The following is a 17,813-nucleotide window of genomic DNA, read 5'->3' on the forward strand; positions in this document are numbered from 1 at the left end:
AATTAAGCTAAATAGAACAGCTTAATAAAGCGACTGTAAAGAGTTCGAATGATCACTATTTTAACTAGCAATATTTGCTTGCCAAGCTTTATATGATTGCTGTACACTGTATAAATAAACAGTGTTTTAATGAGTTGAATATGTCCGAAAAAATAATAACTAAACTTGAAATATTAGCCGAATCAGCAAAATATGATATTTCTTGCTCGTCAAGTGGCGCATCAAGAAGTAATAAAGCTAAAGGTATCGGTAATGCACATAAATCTGGTATTTGCCATACCTTTACTGCCGATGGAAGATGTGTTTCGTTACTTAAAATTATGCTGACAAATTATTGCATGTTTGATTGTGCTTATTGTATTAACCGGCAAAGTAATGATATTCCAAGAGCAGGCTTTACTCCGCGCGAGCTGGCCAATTTGACCATTGAATTTTATCGCCGTAATTATATTGAAGGTTTATTTATCAGTTCGGGGATTGTTCGAAGCCCAGATCACACCATGGAAAGAATGATTAGAGTGGTAAAGATTTTACGTGATGAGCATGGCTTTAATGGCTATATACATATGAAAGCGATCCCCGGTGCGAGTAATGATCTAATTAATCAAGCTGGCTTATTAGTTGATAGGATGAGTGTTAATTTAGAAATTCCAACCGAAGAAAACCTTAAATTACTCGCGCCCGATAAAGATCATCAAAGCATCTATCAACCTATGCGCCAAATTCATCAAAATGTGATAGAAAATATTGAAGATCGCAAAAAATTTCGATCCACACCCAAATTTGTACCTGCAGGGCAAAGTACTCAAGTTATTATTGGTGCGACAGATGAGTCGGATAAGCAAATTTTGCAATTAACCGCTAAACTTTATAAACGACCAAGTATGAAGCGAGTTTATTATTCGGGATTTATTCCGGTAAATGGCTACGACAAACGACTGCCTGTTGTGCAAGAAGTACCAAGAGTGCGCGAAAATCGCTTATATCAAGCCGATTGGTTATTGCGTTTTTATGATTTTAATGTCGATGAAATCGTTAACGATCAATATCCCGATCTAGATTTAACTGTTGATCCTAAATTGGCTTGGGCAATCCGTAATCCGCAGTTTTTTCCGGTTGATGTTAATCGTGATAGTTATCAAAAAATATTACGAGTGCCAGGCATTGGAGTTAAGTCTGCCAAGTTAATTGTGATGGCAAGACGGCATCGAAAGCTTACTCTTGATGCGCTTAAACGCATTGGCGTTGTTTTAAAACGTGCACAATTTTTTGTTATTTGTCACGAAATGAGAAAATTCAAATTACTCAATTCATCGGCCGAATATATCCGACTTACGTTGCAAGATCCGCCTTTGCTAGAAGATAAACAGATAAATACTCCACAGCAATTAGTAATGGGTTGGTAAAACATGTTGGTGTTTTATTATGATAAGAGCTTTGAAAGCTTGCTTTGTGCTGTGTTTGATGCTTTTAAACTCAAAAAAATGCCCGAATGCTTATTAACCACAGGGCAGATCGAACCGTTGTTAGTGTCTGATAGGCATCATGTTGAATTCTGTGATGCAAAATATGAACGAGTACGGGTAGCATTAATTAACAAGATTAGCAAAGTTGCGCTTAGTCAGTTGATGTATGTTTGGCTATCGGAATTACCTGAAAGTGATTTAATTGTTTTTCGTTACATTTGTAAGGTATTTAAATCCTCTAAATCAATCGAAACTGATTTTGCCGATCAAGATGTGTTAACTGTGCATGATATTGCTAAAAAAGTGAGTCGGGAGCGGCATAGAGTGATGCAATTTGTACGCTTTAATGCTATTAATAATCCTGTTAAAGATGTTGTTGAGCCTAACGATAGGGAAGATAAGATCTATTTTTCGATTATTGCACCTATTTATAATGTTTTGCCGTTGGTGCTTAAATTTTTTAAAGAACGTTTTGCCGATCAAAAATGGGCAATATATGACGAAAAGCGTGAATATGGTTATATTTATAATTTACACGGGATTGAACCGGTTTCGCTTATTGATAAAGATGATCTGATTATCAATAGCCAAGTTAATCAACATTATCTAACCGAAGACGAAGCACTATTTCAAACCATGTGGTTACGCTATTGCAATGCGTTAACCATCAAAGAACGCATCAATCCTAAATTACAACGACAACAAATGCCAAGCCGATTTTGGCATTATCTGCCAGAAATGAAACCAATATCGAACTAAATAGGCAAATAAAAGCGGCTAAATTAGCGTCATCATAAATAAAAGACCATAAAAAACCGCCAATTAATGGCGGTTTGTTTATTAGTGTGATTTAACACAACAGCATAATTTAATTAAAGTTATTGTGAATCGATATCATTAATAACATCATTAATCGCTTCTTCACGTTGTTTTTGCTTGCCTTCGTCGACTTTACCGCCCGATGCCACAAAGTCATTACGTTGGAAGTAAGCATTACGCATAAAGTTATAAGGGTCATCGCTATTTTTAATTAAATCTTCATATTCGATCGCGACCGCACGTGCTTCAATACCGTCAAACGCACCACGCACTAAAGTCCACTGCCAATCTAACCAAACAAGCGGTGGATAAAGAGAGTCAACTAAGCTACCACCTTCGTTTCTTAACGTTGCTGATCCATAAAACGGTAACACAACATAAGGACCATAAGGCACATCGTAATGGCCTAGTACATCACCAAAACTCCGTTTGCCACCTTTTTGTAGTTGTGGATCTGACATACTAGCAACATCCATTAAACCCGCAAAACCGAAAACGGTATTTAAAAAGAATCGTGCTAAATGCGTACCCGCTTTATGAACATCACCTTGTAATAAATTGTTCACCATTGAAGCGGGTTCAGAAAGGTTAGAGGAAAAGTTAACCACACCTGTACGAACAGGGGATGGGACGTAATCTTTCCAAGCGACTGCCGTAGGGCGCAAAATATAAGGATCAAGCGCATAGTAGTTAACATCAAACATGGTTTTGTTAAAGCCAGATAACGGATCACTATAGGAATTATTTTCGGCCTGATAAGTAGCGCAACCTGTGAGTGCCATTACAGAAAACATCATACCAACGATTCGTTTTTTCATAGTATCTTCAATTAAAAGTAATGAGGTTAAATTTGAGATAATTGTATCATGATTACCTAAAATAAAAAATTTTTCGTTATTTAAATGGCATTATCTTTGTAAATTTATTAAAATGAGCCCCCTATGACCTCATAGTTAAATGGATATAACGAGCCCCTCCTAAGGGCTAGTTGCAGGTTCGATTCCTGCTGGGGTCAAAATTCTACTCAACTATTCTATTAGCGGTTAAATTTACGCACTACCCAAAAATCTAAAATACAGCTAACCTTTTTTTTATTAAAAAAAACTAATAAAAATAACAAATTAAAAGTAACCTATAAAAAAGGGTTTTATAAAACAAAAATCCTATTTGCCTTTTGCAAAATCGGATTATAGTATATTGGCTTCTAGTTCACCGCCGCGTGGGTGGCAAATTAAATTAAAATAAAATCAAATAGATAATTATAAAAGTATAATAATCTTTCCAAAAACGATGGTTATGTTGTTTGTCTTACTACTGCGTCAGAATGTGCCGACAACAGAGCGAGGTTATTCTCCGTCTGGAACGATAAATTTGTCTGGAACAAATTTGACACCTGAGTGTAGCCGAAAGCCACATTCTGCAGCGATAGCGTGAGATTGCTAAGGGCATTCGCTTTAATTCCCTTAGCTCGAACGTGGTCACTATAACTATTTTGTTCACCAAAGGTCAAAACGTCCGAAACCACCGTACCCAATTTATTCTATTCACCAACCCAAAAAGTTATTATTTTATCCAAAAATCGGTCAGAAAAGGTATTGATTTTATTAAAGTTTTTTTTGCCGTTTTTCACAAGAAAACACGGTTAACCACTTAATTTTATTAAAAAATAAATACGATACCTGAGCAACTTTTATAAAAACAATAGCGTTTTTAGAACATTTGAAAGCTATTGTTAAGATTTATTTGACAGGTATAAAAGCGCAAAACCAAATGAGTTTTAATTTGAATTTTCTATGGTTTAGCTATTTTTTTGTTTTTTTTTTACTTGTTATTTATTGTTATTGAGAATAATTCGCATTTTTACACCAAAAATAACCCTGATATTTTTTTAAAATGTGCATCTTTAATTTAAACGATTACTTCAATCTATATTATCGTTATTTTTAGGAAGCATAATGTCATCTTTTACCCTTAACCAGTTACCTTTAGGGCGCGAGGCGGTGATTACTCGATTATTACCTGAATCGTTACCCTTTCGTCGAAAGTTGCTTGCAATGGGCATTACGCCGGGTTGTAAGGTTTTGGCTGTGCGCGTTGCGCCACTTGGCGATCCGATTGAAATTAAAATGCGTGGATTTGCACTTTGCTTGCGTCGTAAAGAAGCACAAGCCATTGAAGTGATGGAGGTTAGTGCGTGAAGATAGCATTAATTGGTAACCCTAATAGTGGTAAGACAACGTTATTTAATATACTAACGGGTTCAAAACAGCGAGTAGGGAACTGGCCGGGCGTGACTGTTGAACGTAAAACCGGTATGTTCACTTATCATCATACACAATATGAAGTTATCGATTTGCCTGGTACGTATTCAATTGAGCCTGATCTGCTTAGTGTTTCGCAAGATGAGCTTATTGCGCGCCAATTCGTGCTGTCCGAAAGTGAATGCGTGATTATTAATATTATTGATGCAACTAATTTGCAACGTAGTTTGTATTTAACTTGTCAGTTGATTGATTTACAAGTATCGATGATTGTTGTGTTAAATATGAGCGATGCAGTTAAAGCCATGGGCGAACAGATTAATGTTGATCTGTTGTCAACTTTGCTCGGTTGTCCTGTGGTGGCAATATCATCTCGTCAAAAAACGGGCTTGCAGGGCTTTTATCAACAAATCGAAAACATGGTAATGCATCCATATGCAGCACAGCCATCGATTGATCTGCTTGGCGAGGATCAGCAAGCGGTGATTCATGGTTATATTTGCGATCTGCCTGAAGATAGTGTTGTGCGCCAATTTAATCGCTGGCAATTGATAGATGCCTTATTAGATGATTCGCGCTATCACTTATCACAACGTGAAACCAAAATGTTAGCGGACTGCCGCTTGTCGCTTGCAAAGTGGTGTGATAATGAAATCGATGTGGCACTTGCTAGCGCCCGTTATGACACGATTGATGTAATTTGTAAAAAAGTCATTGAGAAACCGCGTGAGCTTAGCCGTCGGTTTTCTGATAGGTTAGATAATATTGCGTTAGGGCGTATTACTGGAATCCCGTTCTTTTTGTTAGCTATGTATGCCATGTTTATGGTGGCGATTAATTTTGGTGCGGTGTTTATTGATTTTTTTGATGTGCTTTGTGGCACTATTTTTGTTAATGGTACAACCGAGCTACTTCATGCCATCAATGCTCCAAATTGGATTACAGCTATTTTAGCCAATGGTATTGGTCGTGGCATTCAAACTGTTTCAACGTTTATTCCTGTTATTGGGGTGATGTTTTTTTGTTTGTCGTTTCTAGAGGATTCTGGTTATTTGGCACGCGCAGCAATGGTAATCGATCGGCTAATGCGCAGTATCGGGTTGCCGGGTAAAGCGTTTGTGCCAATGCTTGTGGGATTTGGCTGCGGTGTGCCAGCCATTATGGGCACGCGAACGCTTGAAAGTACACGTGATCGCATTATGTCCATTTGTATGATCCCTTTTATGTCATGTGGAGCAAGGTTGCCGGTTTATGCATTATTTGCGGTGATATTCTTCCCTAAACACTCCTCTATAGTGGTGTTTGCTTTATATTTGCTAGGCATTGCAGTGGCAATGGTGACGGGATTTGTGCTCAAATTCACTTTATTAAAAGGTTCGCTCACACCATTTATTATGGAAATGCCTGTGTATCGTATTCCGACTTTAAGTAGTCTAATTAGTTTGACTTGGCAGCGCTTAACGTCATTTATTTTTAGAGCGGGTAAAGCCATTGTGCTTATGGTAACGGTATTAAGTGTGCTTAACTCATGGGGGAGTGATGGTTCGTTTAAGCAAGAAAGTTCACAAAACTCTATGCTTTCTGTTGTTAGTCAAAAAATCACTCCTGCATTTGCACCGATGGGGATTAAACACGATAATTGGCCAGCAACAGTTGGTATTTTTACTGGTATTTTTGCTAAAGAATCGGTAATTGCAACACTCAATTCGCTTTATGCTATCGATGATGATAACGAGCAAGACGAACCATTTAGTTTGTCGCAAGGGATTTTAGAGGCGCTAGCAACCATTCCAAAAAATCTGACAAGTTTGTCGAATGCTGTTTTAGATCCGTTAGGATTTAATACTGCTTCACAAGATATGGATTCACTACAGACTGATTTAGAGGTGGATTCGACAACAATTTCACAAATTAAAAATGGGTTTAGTTCATCTTCGGCTGCCATGAGTTATTTAATTTTTATTTTACTTTATACTCCTTGTGCTGCGGCGTTGGGTGCCGTTTATCGCGAAGCTGGTTTTAAGTGGATGGTGTTTGTGGCAATTTGGACTTTTACCGTTGCGTGGCTTACGGCAACCATTTATTATCAATTTACGTTGCTTGGGCATTCGCCTGTCGCCGTTTGGTGGCTAATGGGGTGCAGTGCATTTATTGTGGTAATGGTACTGTTTATGCGTATTTTTGGGCAATATTTGCCTTTTAATCAATCAGCAGCGCCAAATATATCCCATTGTAAAAAATCATCATGCTGTCAGTAAATAAATGCCTGGCTAATTTGTAAAATATAAATAGAGGAAAAGTATGCAGGGATCGCCCTGCAACTTTGGTTATGACTATGTTAATAACATCAATTCGTGATTATGTACAATTAAAAGGTCGTGCACCATTGCAAGATATTGCCAGACACTTTCACTTACCCGAAAGCGCAACTGAGCAGATGTTACGTTTTTGGATCAAAAAAGGCGTGATAAAATTGATAGCGCAAGATCAGCCACTGCCTTGCCAAGCTAATCAGTGCCGTTCTTGTATAAGTTGTGGTTTAACCAGTCAACTTGAATATGTTTGGGCTTAAGCAATTAAATTATAATTTAGCGAATTTTAAATCTGCAAATTTTTTTGTTAAGCATTTTGTCGATTTAAAGATCGATTAATGCAAATTAATCCTAATTTGATTTTGTGATTTAATTCACATAATTGAATTTATTTGTACGCTAAAAATAGCAAACATAACTAATATTAATGAGTGATAATGTTACGGTAAAGCTTGATTCCGCCTTTTTTGTTTGCATTTTACTGTGTTTTTTTTGAACACAACCAAGATGAATCATCATCCAATGACAAAGTCGTTTTATTATGGAATAAATGTTATTATACTTTACATTATAATAACACGCTGTATGAGGATAAAAAGTATGAGTCAATTAGATGAATTTAAAAAATTAACTGTGGTGGTAGCTGATACGGGTGATATCGATTCGATTAAGCAGTTTTCTCCCGAAGATGCAACAACGAATCCCTCTCTTGTTTTGAAAGCAGCACAACTTCCTCAATATCGCAATTTAATTGATTCTGCAGTGCAAACCGCTAAAAAATTAGGTGGCAGTAAAGAACAGCAGTTAGTTAATGCGTGTGATCAAGTTGCGGTGAATATTGGTGCCGAGATTTTAAAAATCGTTCCAGGACGAATTTCGACCGAAGTGGATGCGCGTTTGTCTTTCGATAAACAAGGTTGTATTGAAAAAGCGCGTAAAATCATTGCACTTTATCAAGAAAAGGGCATTGATAAGTCTCGTATTTTAATTAAGATTGCGTCAACGTGGGAAGGTATTAAAGCGGCTGAAGTACTTGAAAAAGAAGGTATTAACTGTAATTTAACGTTATTATTTTCGTTCGCGCAAGCGCGTGCGTGTGCTGAAGTCAATGCCTTTTTAATTTCGCCATTTGTAGGGCGTATTTATGATTGGTATCAAGCTAAAAAACCAATCGATCCTTATGTGGCTGATGAAGATCCGGGCGTTGTTTCTGTGCGTAATATTTTTAATTATTATAAACAACATGGTTATAAAACAGTTGTGATGGGTGCAAGCTTCCGTAAAGTCGATCAGATTTTGGCATTAGCCGGTTGTGATAGGTTAACAATTTCGCCTAATTTACTTGCCGAAATGCAACAATCAAATGCGCCTGTTGTGCAAAAACTTAATCCAAATCAATCTTTGGTTGAGCGCCCTACGCCAATGACCGAAGCCGAATTTAGATGGCAACATAATAGTGATGCCATGGCAGTTGAAAAATTAGCCGAAGGCATTCGCGCATTTGCCGTTGATCAAGGAAAATTAGAAGATATGATTGGCGCACTGCTATAATCATTTGCACATGATAGGGGAGTTAGCTCCCCATTTTTATACTAATTTTTGTTGATTTAACTAGCTATTTTGCAAGTGATATCCATCTTGCAGGTATTAACAAATTTTTACTCAAAAAATTTTTTTGGAGATTATAATATGAATGCAACCACACTATCCCACCGCGAACTGGCGAATGCGATAAGAGCATTGAGCATGGATGGCGTACAGAAAGCAAAATCAGGGCATCCTGGTGCGCCTATGGGTATGGCAGATATGGCTGAAGTGCTTTGGCGTGGCTTTTTAAAACATAATCCAAACAACCCAAAATGGGCTGATCGCGACCGTTTTATATTATCAAATGGTCATGCTTCTATGTTGATCTATAGTTTATTGCATTTAACCGGTTATGACGTAACCATTGATGATCTAAAAAATTTTCGTCAGTTGCATTCAAAAACTGCAGGACACCCTGAATATGGTTATGTACCGGGTGTTGAAACAACAACCGGACCTCTAGGTCAAGGTATTGCTAATGCCGTAGGTATGGCTATTGCCGAAAGAACCTTAGCTGCACAATTTAATAAACCTGATCATACTATTGTTGATCACCATACTTATGTGTTTATGGGTGATGGTTGTATGATGGAAGGTATTTCGCACGAAGTGTGTTCGTTAGCAGGTACTCTTAAATTAGGTAAACTTATTGCGTTTTACGATGATAATGGCATTTCAATCGATGGTGAAGTCGAAGGTTGGTTTACTGATGATACCGCAAAACGTTTTGAAGCTTACGGCTGGCATGTTATCCGTAGTATTGATGGTCATGACGCTAAAGCGTTAAAAGAAGCTATCGAGCAAGCGCAAGCGGTAACCGATAAACCATCATTATTAATGTGTAAAACGGTGATTGGTTTTGGTTCACCAAATAAAGCCGGCAGCCATGAAAGCCATGGTGCACCATTAGGCGATGCCGAAATTGAAGCAACACGCAAAGCACTTGGCTGGAATTATCCTGCTTTTGAAATTCCTAAAAACTACTATGATGCTTGGGATGCTAAAGCTAAAGGTCAGCAGATCGAAGATGAATGGAATGTTCGTTTTGATGCTTATGCTAAGGCTTATCCTGAATTAGCCAAAGAATTTAAGCGTCGTGTTAATGGTGATTTGCCGGCAAATTGGTCACAAATTGCTAACGATGTGGTGAATAAACTCCAAGCAAATCCAGCAACAATTGCTACCCGTAAAGCATCACAAAATGCTATTGAAGCGTTTGCCCCTGCTTTACCTGAGTTTTTAGGTGGTTCGGCTGATTTAGCACCAAGTAATTTAACCATGTGGTCAGGCTCTAAAGAGATCTTAGCTAATGCGGATGGTAATTATATCCATTATGGTGTGCGTGAATTTGGTATGTCTGCAATTATGAATGGTATTGCATTACATGGTGGATTTATTCCTTATGGTGCGACATTCTTAATGTTTATGGAATATGCACGTAATGCCATTCGAATGGCGGCATTAATGAAGATTCGTGCTTTATTTGTCTATACTCATGATTCAATTGGCTTGGGTGAAGATGGACCAACGCATCAACCTGTTGAGCAAATGGCAAGCTTACGTATGACGCCTAATGTGAGTACTTGGCGACCATGCGATCAAGTTGAGTCAGCTATTGCGTGGCAATATGCAATAGAACGTAAAGACGGTCCAACAGCGCTGATTTTTTCACGACAAAATCTTAAACAACAAGATCGCACTGCTCATCAATTAGCTGATGTATATCGCGGTGGTTATATCTTAAATGATTGCATAGGTACACCAGATTTAATTATTATTGCGACGGGTTCAGAAGTTGAGCTTGCCGTTGAAGCTTATCAACAATTGACACAAGCAGGTAAAAAAGTGCGGGTGGTATCAATGCCATCAACTGATGCGTTTGATAAACAAGATCAGGCTTATAAAGAGTCAGTATTGCCATCGTCAGTCACAGCCCGCCTTGCTATTGAAGCGGGTATTAGCGATTATTGGTATAAATATGTTGGCCTTAATGGTAAAGTAATTGGCATGACAAGCTTTGGTGAATCAGGTCCAGCGGATCAACTGTTTAAAGAGTTTGGCTTTACTGTTGAAAATGTACTTGCGCAAGCCAATAGCTTGTTGAAATAGTTAATTTATTACACTAACAAAACGCCATCAGCGAAAGTGTTGATGGCGTTTTTTGTTATTTAAATAATGTGTATTAATCAAAAGAATTAACTCATTTTTTTAATTATTGAAAAATCAATAATTGGTTATTATAAAAATGTAGTTAATCCTTTCTATATTATTAAATTCTTATATAGGTAATTTTATTTTGATGCTCGTTCTAAAATAACATCAACGGGTTGTTTTTGGATGTAGATCATCCTAACTATTAATAGTAATGCTGCAACAGCAAGTCCTGATATAATACCTATCCAAAAACCAGCTGCGCCAATTGGTTCAATGATTAGGTTGGTTAATCCTAAAACATAGCCAACGGGCAGTCCAACTACCCAATAAGAAAGTAGGGTGATAAAAAAGATGCTTTGGGTATCTTTATAACCTCGTAGCACGTTACTTGCTACTACTTGTAAATAATCTGATGCTTGATAAATAGCTAATAATATGATGAGTTGCATACAGATAGCCATGACGGCTGTTTCTTTGGTGAATAGAGTGACAATTGGTGCTTTAAAAATAACTAAAATTAACGCAACAATTATTGCCATGGTAAGCGATATAGCTAAACTAATATAGGCGGTTTGTTTGGCTAATGCAGGTTTTTTATTACCCAGTAAATAACCAACACGAATACTGGTTGCAACACCAAGAGATAATGGAATGGCAAAGGTTAAACTACTGATGGTAAATATAATTTGATGCGCAGCAACGGTTATTTGACCTAATGGGGCAATTAATAATGCAATCACAGCAAATAAGCTCATTTCAAAAAAGTAAGCGAGCGCAAGAGGAGTGCCAAGCACAACAATTTTTTTGATTATAACAAAATCAACTAGTTTAGTGATTGGTGTCTGGCGAATGTCGCGTTGGCTTGCGCTAGTGAGTGTGTATAAGCGTATTAATATAAACATAAGCCAAAAGATAATTGTCGCTGTAATGCCACAGCCGACTCCGCCAAAAGCAGGTAAGCCTAATTTTCCATAGATTAAAACGTAGTTAATTGGAATGTTGGCAAGGAGAGCAATGAATATGATCACCATGGCTGGCTTTGTGTTTGATAGTCCTTCACATTGATTGCGGTAGACCAAAAAAAGCAAGAATGCTGGCACACCCCACATTATGGCGCGTAAAAATGAGACGGCAACGTCAACCATTTCGGGATCGATTGGGTGATCAGCTGAGCTTCTTAAGTTAATGACTTTGTCAGAATGATATAGAAACAACATCATTAATATTGATAATATGAGTGCTATTACTACACCTTGACGTGTTTGATTAGCAACTTGATCACGTTTAGCTGCACCATTTAAGTTTGAAATAATTGGTGTTAATACCGTTAACAAACCTTGTCCAAATAAAATTGTGGGCAACCAAATTGACACTGCAATAGCCACACCAGATAGGGCAGTTTTGCTATAATTTCCTGCCATAATGGTATCGACAAATGTGATTGCTGTTTGTGATATTTGTGCAATAAGTACAGGAACCGCTAATTTAGTAAGATTTTTTATTTCGTGTTTATAATGTTGTTTCATGATTTTTATTAACGTTTAACCGTTCCCCATAAGTCGTATTCATCAGAATGTTCAATGTTAACTTGAACAATATCACCAACATTGACTTGGTTTTCTTCGTTTAAATAAACAACGCCGTCGATTTCAGGGGCATCAGCCATGCTGCGACCTATTGCGCCTTCGTCATCAATTTCGTCAATAATGACAGCTAGTGTTTTGCCTATTTTGGCTTGTAATTTTTGTGTTGAGATTTTTTGCTGTAATTGCATAAAACGATCAAAACGTTCTTGTTTGATTGTTTCTGGAATTTGGTTTGCCAGTTCATTCGCAACAGCACCTTCTACTGGGCTGTATGGGAAACAGCCAACTCGATCTAATTGTGCTTGTGACAAAAATTCAAGTAGTAGTTCAAAATCCTGATCGGTTTCGCCTGGATATCCAACTATAAACGTTGAACGTAATGTAATATCTGGGCAGATTTCGCGCCACTTATGAATACGTTCTAAGGTTCTTTCAATCGATCCGGGGCGTTTCATTGATTTTAAAATAGTTGGGCTTGCGTGTTGTAATGGCACATCTAAATAAGGCAAAATTTTACCATCAGCCATTAATGGAATTAGATTATCAACACTTGGATAAGGATACATATAATGCAATCTAACCCAAATTCCTAAATTTGATAGTTGTTCACACAGGGTTTGAATATCAGTTTTTAATGGCATTCCATTCCAGAAATTGGTGCGGTTTTTGATGTCGATACCGTAAGCCGAAGTATCTTGGGCAATGACCAATAACTCTTTAACGCCACTATCTGCTAAACGTTTTGCTTCATCCAAGACATTCCCAATAGGTCGGCTAACCATATCTCCACGCAAAGAAGGAATAATACAGAATGTGCAGCGGTGATTGCAACCTTCGGAAATTTTAAGATAAGCGTAATGTTTTGGTGTTAATTTAACGCCTTGACTCGGGATTAAACTGGTAAAAGGGTTGTACTCTGGTTTAGGGGCATATTTATTAACATGACTTAAAACCGCTTCATAGCTATGTGGGCCAGATATTTCAAGAACTTTTGGATGTACAGTTCGAATTTGATCTTCTTTGGCTCCAAGGCATCCAGTTACAATGACTTTTCCATTTTCGTTTAGTGCTTCGCCGATTGCTTCAAGCGATTCTTGTACTGCACTGTCAATAAATCCACAAGTGTTAACGATGACTAAATCAGCATTGTCATAGCTAGGTACCACTTGATAACCTTGCGTGCGTAGTTCGGTTAAAATTCGCTCAGAGTCAACTAAGTTTTTAGGACAGCCAAGGCTCACAAATCCAATTGTAGGGGGTGACATATTCATAGTATTTATAATAATAGTGTTTTATGTTTAAAGAGGTATTGTTTGAGAATTAATAAACTATATTTGTTAATTATCATTTGCAAATCAAAATGAAGCCGGCATTTTATCATATTTCATCATAGTTGATACACTGATTTTCTAATTTGAATGCTATGTTAACGACGCTTTGATTTATTCATTAGATACTAGTAGTTATGGCTTGGAAAGTTACTAGTTTGTTTGAATAAAAGGATTATTGGTTAAGTGCTATCGAACAATATAAAATAAAGCCTTTATTTGCAATAAAGGCTTTTAAAAATAGGAAGATAAACTTACCAATTAAACTGTTACTATTTTAATGCATTAATGACTTCGTCTATTTGACGATTTATGCTTTCGGCACCACCACCAGACAAATACCATAGATCTGGCGTTAAATAAACCACATGTGTTTTACTTTTGTTGAGTACTTGCTGAGAAAAATAGTGTTCAGCCATACCTTGGTTGCCGATTGCTTTACTACGATCAACAACAAAGATAATATCAGGTTTCACCGATTTAATGTAATTATCATCAACAAAAATCGGTTTTGGCTTGCCTATTGCGTTATTCGCAGGCATAACGGTGAGTGGTACTGCTCGTTTAACATTTAGTACATCATGAATCAGTGCCGCACTTGAACTTAAATTGATAAGAATCATTTTTCCATCATTATGGATAGCAACAATAGCCTTTTTAGCACTGGCTTGAGCTAAAGCTTGTGTACTTTGAATTTTTTTATCTAATGATTGGATGATGCTATCCGCTTTGCTTTCTGTTCCCGTAATCTTTGCTAGCACTTGGATATGATTTTTTGTTGATTCAACGTAATTTTTTGCATCAACACTTAAATTAATAACTGGGGCAATTTTAGATAAATCTTCGGCCTTACTTGCTTGACGACCATCAATAACGATCAAATCAGGCTTAACTTGCTTGATAGTTTCAATATTGGGTTCTTTCATATTGCCCGTATCGGTAATCGAGGAGTTATTATATTGTTGCAAGTAAGATGGGATAACTGACCGTGGGGTGGCTGCAACTATTGAGCCTTTACCTAATGCATCTAGCGTATCTAATGCGCCATAGTTCATCACTACAACTTTTTTAGGTGCTTTAGGAACTACCACTGTTTGATTATCAGTAGTGACATTCATTGTTGATGATGATTGGCAGCCAGTTAAACTTAACATCATCACTGCAATACTACTCAAAAGTAACTTTTTTTTCTTGTTCATATCAATTTTCTCACGTCATTGTAAATGATAATAATTATTATTTAATAAAAGTGAATTGTCTAGAACTAAATAATTTTTTATAAAGATATTGATAATCATTCTCATATAGTGTAGTGTGCCTAGGGCAAATTAAATGGTAATTGTCATTATAAATAATGGGGTTATAAGGAATGAAAGCAAAAAAGAAGTTTAAATTGGCAACTCATGCCATTAATACGGGCATTTTGTTGTCATTATCAAGCGCCGCTATAGCGGCTAGCAATACAGATACTGACACCATGGTTGTTACTGCATCGGGTTTTTCTCAGCAAGTAAAAGAAGCACCAGCAACCATTTCGGTTATTACACCTAAAGAGATCGAAAATAAACCTTATCGCGATGTTACTGACGCGCTAAAAGATATCCCTGGCGTTACAGTTACAGGCGGAGGGGACTCAACAGATATCAGTATTCGTGGTATGGATGCCAAATATACTATGATTCTCATTGACGGTAAAAAAGTAAGTACACGTGAAACAAGACCAAATAGCGATAACTCAGGTTTTGAACAAGGATGGTTACCACCACTAACTGCTATTGAACGTATCGAAGTTGTACGTGGACCAATGTCATCTTTATATGGTTCTGATGCAATGGGTGGTGTTATCAATATTATTACCAAAAAAGTCTCTGACAAATGGCATGGTGGTGTGCGTTTAGAATCCGTTATTCCATACCGATCAGCAGAAAAAAATACCTATACAGGTAGCTTTTCAACTTTAGGGCCATTGATTGATGATATCTTAGGTATCCAACTTTATGGTCAATATTCTAAACGTAATGAAGATAAATTCTTAAATGGTCATGCAGAGCAAAAATTACGCAGTATAAATGGTAAAGTATCGCTAAATGCAACCGATACACAAAAATTTGATCTCGATTTTGGACGTGCATTACAAAATAGTAAATCTACAGGAGGTAAAACAAGACCTCTGTCTAGAGGTGATTTTCTTCGTGATAACCGTCGCAATTCGTTTGCGGTAACACATAACGGTTTATTTGGCGATGTATCGACAACCTCATTTGTTGCTTATGAAGGTAACAATAACCCAGAAAGAAAAATGAAAATTCGTAATACCGATGTCGATACCCGTGCAACTCTTCCTTTTAGCATCAACATGCTTACTATTGGTGGAAAGTATAATTACCAAGAGCTACACGATAAAGGAAATCAGCTAAATAAATCGATCACTAAAATTGATCGTTGGAATTATGCGCTGTTTGCTGAAGATGAATTAAGATTGCTAGAAAGTTGGAGCTTAACATTAGGATTACGCTACAATAAAGATGAAAATTATGGTAGTAACTGGAATCCAAGAGTGTACAGCGTTTGGAATATTGATGATAATTTTACCTTAAAAGGTGGTTATTCAACAGGTTTTGCAACGCCACAATTACGTCAAGTTGTTTCTGATTGGGGACAAGTGACAGGCGGAGCTGGTACGGGTAATAAAGGTATGATCATGGGGAACCCAGATTTAAAACCTGAAAAATCGAATAACTTCGAAATTGGCGTTGGTTACACCAATGACTATGGTGTTGATGCATCGGCTACGGCGTTTTATACCAAATATAAAGACAAAATCCAAAGCTACTATATATGCCAAGGTCCAGCAAGAAGAGGCTTATGTAAAATAGATGGATATCAAGAAAGATTCGATTTTGTTCAAGGTCGTGAAAATGTGGGTAAAGCTGATCTTAAAGGTCTTGAGTTTTCATTTAAAACGCCTGTATTTACTGATTTCTTATTAAGTTCTAATTATTCTTGGACAAAAACAGAACAAAAAAGTGGTCAATATAAAGGACGAGCTTTAAACCGAACGCCTAAACAAAAATTCAATACCCAACTTGATTGGTATGCTACACAGCAATGGGATTTATGGGCTAAAATGGCTTATTATGGCATGGAATCATCAAACAACCGCAATGGTACAAAAGTTGAATATCCTGGCTACACTTTCTGGGACGTCGGTGCATCTTATCAAGTACATAAACAAGCTAAGATCTATGCCGGTGTTTATAACTTATTTGATAAAGATGTTAGTAACGAAGATTTTGGTAAAACATTAGAAGGTCGACGCTATTTTGTCGGTACCGAAATTAATTTCTAATTAACCAATATTTTGGTTTAGTTTATTATTCTAAGGCAGCTTTAATATAGCTGCCTTTTTTATAAATAATCTATTAATTTATGCGAAAAATCGGTCAGAAAAGGTATTGATTTTATTAAAGTTTTTATTTGGTGGTTTTTAGGCGAAAAACACCACCCAAAACCCGTTTCTAGCAGTATACCAACGTATGCAGACTCATTTTTTAACAAAAAAAACTAGCGTGTTATTAATCAACCGGCTATAATTTAAGCGCTTTTAAAGCAAGGAAATGCTCATTAGCTGAGCAGTTAATTACAAAAAATCTAAATAAAACAAAAATTTACTTGACAGGATAATCGAAATGCGCTATCATAATCGGCATCTGGCATCTGGCATCTGGCCTGCCAAACCTACGCCCTAAATCTTTTTCAATATCATCGTAGTCAAAGTCAGACTCCATTCTTATTTTTATCACCGAAATCGGCGACGTTGTCGGCAAGGTTATCACCGATTCCCAAATTGTTATCTAAATTCTCGTTATTATCAAAATCTGCGTTGTTCTTTGCTTTGCTGCTCTTGTCGTATTCGCAGGGTATACAGGCGTTGACGGCACATACATCAAGGGTCATAGAGGGTAGCGCGCCGTATTTAACGTTTGTTGGAGGTCGAACAAAGGCAACGGATACAGACAGCTTTTTGGCAATAGAGTTGCCGAATGGTAGAGTTATCACGCCATCAACTAACACATCGAGTGCTACAAATCCGATAAGGTTACCTAGTGGTAATTATACATCTAATGATATTCATATGGTGATACCGTCGGGTTCAACCTCTACTAGTTTAAATAGTCTAATAACTCAAGGGAAGTGGGGAGATGATGATGGAGATGGACTGGGGGCAGGGGGAGTAATAGCATCGGGGAGTATATCGTTAGCAATAAAGGATAAAGATGGCACTACGGTTAGTCGTGGT

General features: G+C 37.2%; 13 protein-coding genes and 1 tRNA gene. 10 read left to right on the forward strand and 4 right to left on the reverse strand.

Translation table 11 applies throughout. The annotated features are described in order from the left end of the window. The first annotated feature begins 140 nt into the window (after positions 1-140). Together ACYH9I_RS05280 and ACYH9I_RS05285 are read left to right on the forward strand one after the other, a co-directional pair. Entirely contained in the window at positions 141-1,406 is a 1,266-nt protein-coding gene (locus tag ACYH9I_RS05280) for a putative DNA modification/repair radical SAM protein (RefSeq protein ID WP_483559443.1), read from the forward strand. Between the two features lie 3 nt (positions 1,407-1,409). Beyond that, positions 1,410-2,225 carry a TIGR03915 family putative DNA repair protein gene (locus tag ACYH9I_RS05285; RefSeq protein ID WP_483559445.1) on the forward strand — a complete coding sequence of 272 codons (816 nt, stop codon included), beginning with the start codon at positions 1,410-1,412 and terminating at the stop codon, positions 2,223-2,225. Between the two features lie 119 nt (positions 2,226-2,344). On the opposite strand, the gene ACYH9I_RS05290 is transcribed toward ACYH9I_RS05285, so the two are convergent. After that, positions 2,345-3,103: an MlaA family lipoprotein gene (locus ACYH9I_RS05290; RefSeq protein WP_483559446.1), complete on the reverse strand. Its 759-nt coding sequence runs from the start codon at positions 3,101-3,103 to the stop codon at positions 2,345-2,347. Positions 3,104-3,228: 125 nt separating this feature from the next. Here ACYH9I_RS05290 and ACYH9I_RS05295 point away from each other — a divergent pair. The 6 genes from ACYH9I_RS05295 to tkt all read left to right on the forward strand — a co-directional run bounded on the left by ACYH9I_RS05295 (position 3,229) and on the right by tkt (position 10,554). Further along, positions 3,229-3,300, forward strand: a tRNA-Arg gene (locus tag ACYH9I_RS05295). A gap of 940 nt (positions 3,301-4,240) precedes the next feature. Next, positions 4,241-4,483, forward strand: coding sequence for a FeoA family protein (locus ACYH9I_RS05300; protein ID WP_085248100.1), 243 nt, complete (start codon positions 4,241-4,243; stop codon positions 4,481-4,483). Next, the gene (gene feoB, locus ACYH9I_RS05305; protein ID WP_483559448.1) at positions 4,480-6,804 is read left to right on the forward strand and encodes a Fe(2+) transporter permease subunit FeoB; all 2,325 of its coding nucleotides are present in this window, start codon (positions 4,480-4,482) and stop codon (positions 6,802-6,804) included. Before ACYH9I_RS05300 ends, feoB begins: the two co-directional genes overlap by 4 nt. Before the next feature lie 77 nt (positions 6,805-6,881). Beyond that, a complete protein-coding gene (locus ACYH9I_RS05310) occupies positions 6,882-7,118 on the forward strand; it encodes a FeoC-like transcriptional regulator (RefSeq protein WP_160403885.1) in 237 nt (78 codons plus the stop codon). A 340-nt stretch (positions 7,119-7,458) separates the two neighbouring features. Beyond that, positions 7,459-8,409: a transaldolase gene (tal, locus tag ACYH9I_RS05315; RefSeq protein WP_160432374.1), complete on the forward strand. Its 951-nt coding sequence runs from the start codon at positions 7,459-7,461 to the stop codon at positions 8,407-8,409. 138 nt (positions 8,410-8,547) lie between these two features. Continuing rightward, positions 8,548-10,554 (forward strand): transketolase, encoded by a 2,007-nt coding sequence (gene tkt, locus ACYH9I_RS05320; RefSeq protein ID WP_483559450.1) that lies wholly within the window; start codon positions 8,548-8,550, stop codon positions 10,552-10,554. Between the two features lie 182 nt (positions 10,555-10,736). On the opposite strand, the gene ACYH9I_RS05325 is transcribed toward tkt, so the two are convergent. The 3 genes from ACYH9I_RS05325 to ACYH9I_RS05335 all read right to left on the reverse strand — a co-directional run bounded on the left by ACYH9I_RS05325 (position 10,737) and on the right by ACYH9I_RS05335 (position 14,712). Continuing rightward, a complete protein-coding gene (locus tag ACYH9I_RS05325; RefSeq protein ID WP_483559452.1) occupies positions 10,737-12,125 on the reverse strand; it encodes an MATE family efflux transporter in 1,389 nt (462 codons plus the stop codon). 8 nt (positions 12,126-12,133) lie between these two features. Continuing rightward, entirely contained in the window at positions 12,134-13,450 is a 1,317-nt protein-coding gene (rimO, locus tag ACYH9I_RS05330; RefSeq protein ID WP_483559469.1) for a 30S ribosomal protein S12 methylthiotransferase RimO, read from the reverse strand. Between the two features lie 335 nt (positions 13,451-13,785). Beyond that, positions 13,786-14,712 (reverse strand): siderophore ABC transporter substrate-binding protein, encoded by a 927-nt coding sequence (locus tag ACYH9I_RS05335; RefSeq protein ID WP_483559454.1) that lies wholly within the window; start codon positions 14,710-14,712, stop codon positions 13,786-13,788. 170 nt (positions 14,713-14,882) lie between these two features. On the opposite strand from ACYH9I_RS05335, the gene ACYH9I_RS05340 reads away from it, so the two are divergent. Then, complete coding sequence (locus ACYH9I_RS05340; RefSeq protein WP_483559456.1) at positions 14,883-16,862, forward strand: TonB-dependent receptor domain-containing protein; 1,980 nt, start codon at positions 14,883-14,885, stop codon at positions 16,860-16,862. Positions 16,863-17,360: 498 nt separating this feature from the next. Next, positions 17,361-17,813 (forward strand): hypothetical protein (locus ACYH9I_RS05345; RefSeq protein WP_483559458.1); only part of this gene is annotated, 453 nt, incomplete at its 3' end.

It is taken from the genome of Gilliamella sp. X-23, assembly GCF_057063545.1.

What these genes read in the sequence shown, in the direction of transcription:
- ACYH9I_RS05280 (WP_483559443.1), top strand. Translation starts at nt 141, where the DNA reads ATGTCCGAAAAAATAATAACTAAACTTGAAATATTAGCCGAATCAGCA.
- ACYH9I_RS05285 (WP_483559445.1), top strand. Translation starts at nt 1,410, where the DNA reads ATGTTGGTGTTTTATTATGATAAGAGCTTTGAAAGCTTGCTTTGTGCT.
- ACYH9I_RS05290 (WP_483559446.1), bottom strand. Translation starts at nt 3,103, where the DNA reads ATGAAAAAACGAATCGTTGGTATGATGTTTTCTGTAATGGCACTCACA.
- ACYH9I_RS05300 (WP_085248100.1), top strand. Translation starts at nt 4,241, where the DNA reads ATGTCATCTTTTACCCTTAACCAGTTACCTTTAGGGCGCGAGGCGGTG.
- ACYH9I_RS05310 (WP_160403885.1), top strand. Translation starts at nt 6,882, where the DNA reads ATGTTAATAACATCAATTCGTGATTATGTACAATTAAAAGGTCGTGCA.
- tal (WP_160432374.1), top strand. Translation starts at nt 7,459, where the DNA reads ATGAGTCAATTAGATGAATTTAAAAAATTAACTGTGGTGGTAGCTGAT.
- tkt (WP_483559450.1), top strand. Translation starts at nt 8,548, where the DNA reads ATGAATGCAACCACACTATCCCACCGCGAACTGGCGAATGCGATAAGA.
- ACYH9I_RS05325 (WP_483559452.1), bottom strand. Translation starts at nt 12,125, where the DNA reads ATGAAACAACATTATAAACACGAAATAAAAAATCTTACTAAATTAGCG.
- rimO (WP_483559469.1), bottom strand. Translation starts at nt 13,450, where the DNA reads ATGTCACCCCCTACAATTGGATTTGTGAGCCTTGGCTGTCCTAAAAAC.
- ACYH9I_RS05335 (WP_483559454.1), bottom strand. Translation starts at nt 14,712, where the DNA reads ATGAACAAGAAAAAAAAGTTACTTTTGAGTAGTATTGCAGTGATGATG.
- ACYH9I_RS05340 (WP_483559456.1), top strand. Translation starts at nt 14,883, where the DNA reads ATGAAAGCAAAAAAGAAGTTTAAATTGGCAACTCATGCCATTAATACG.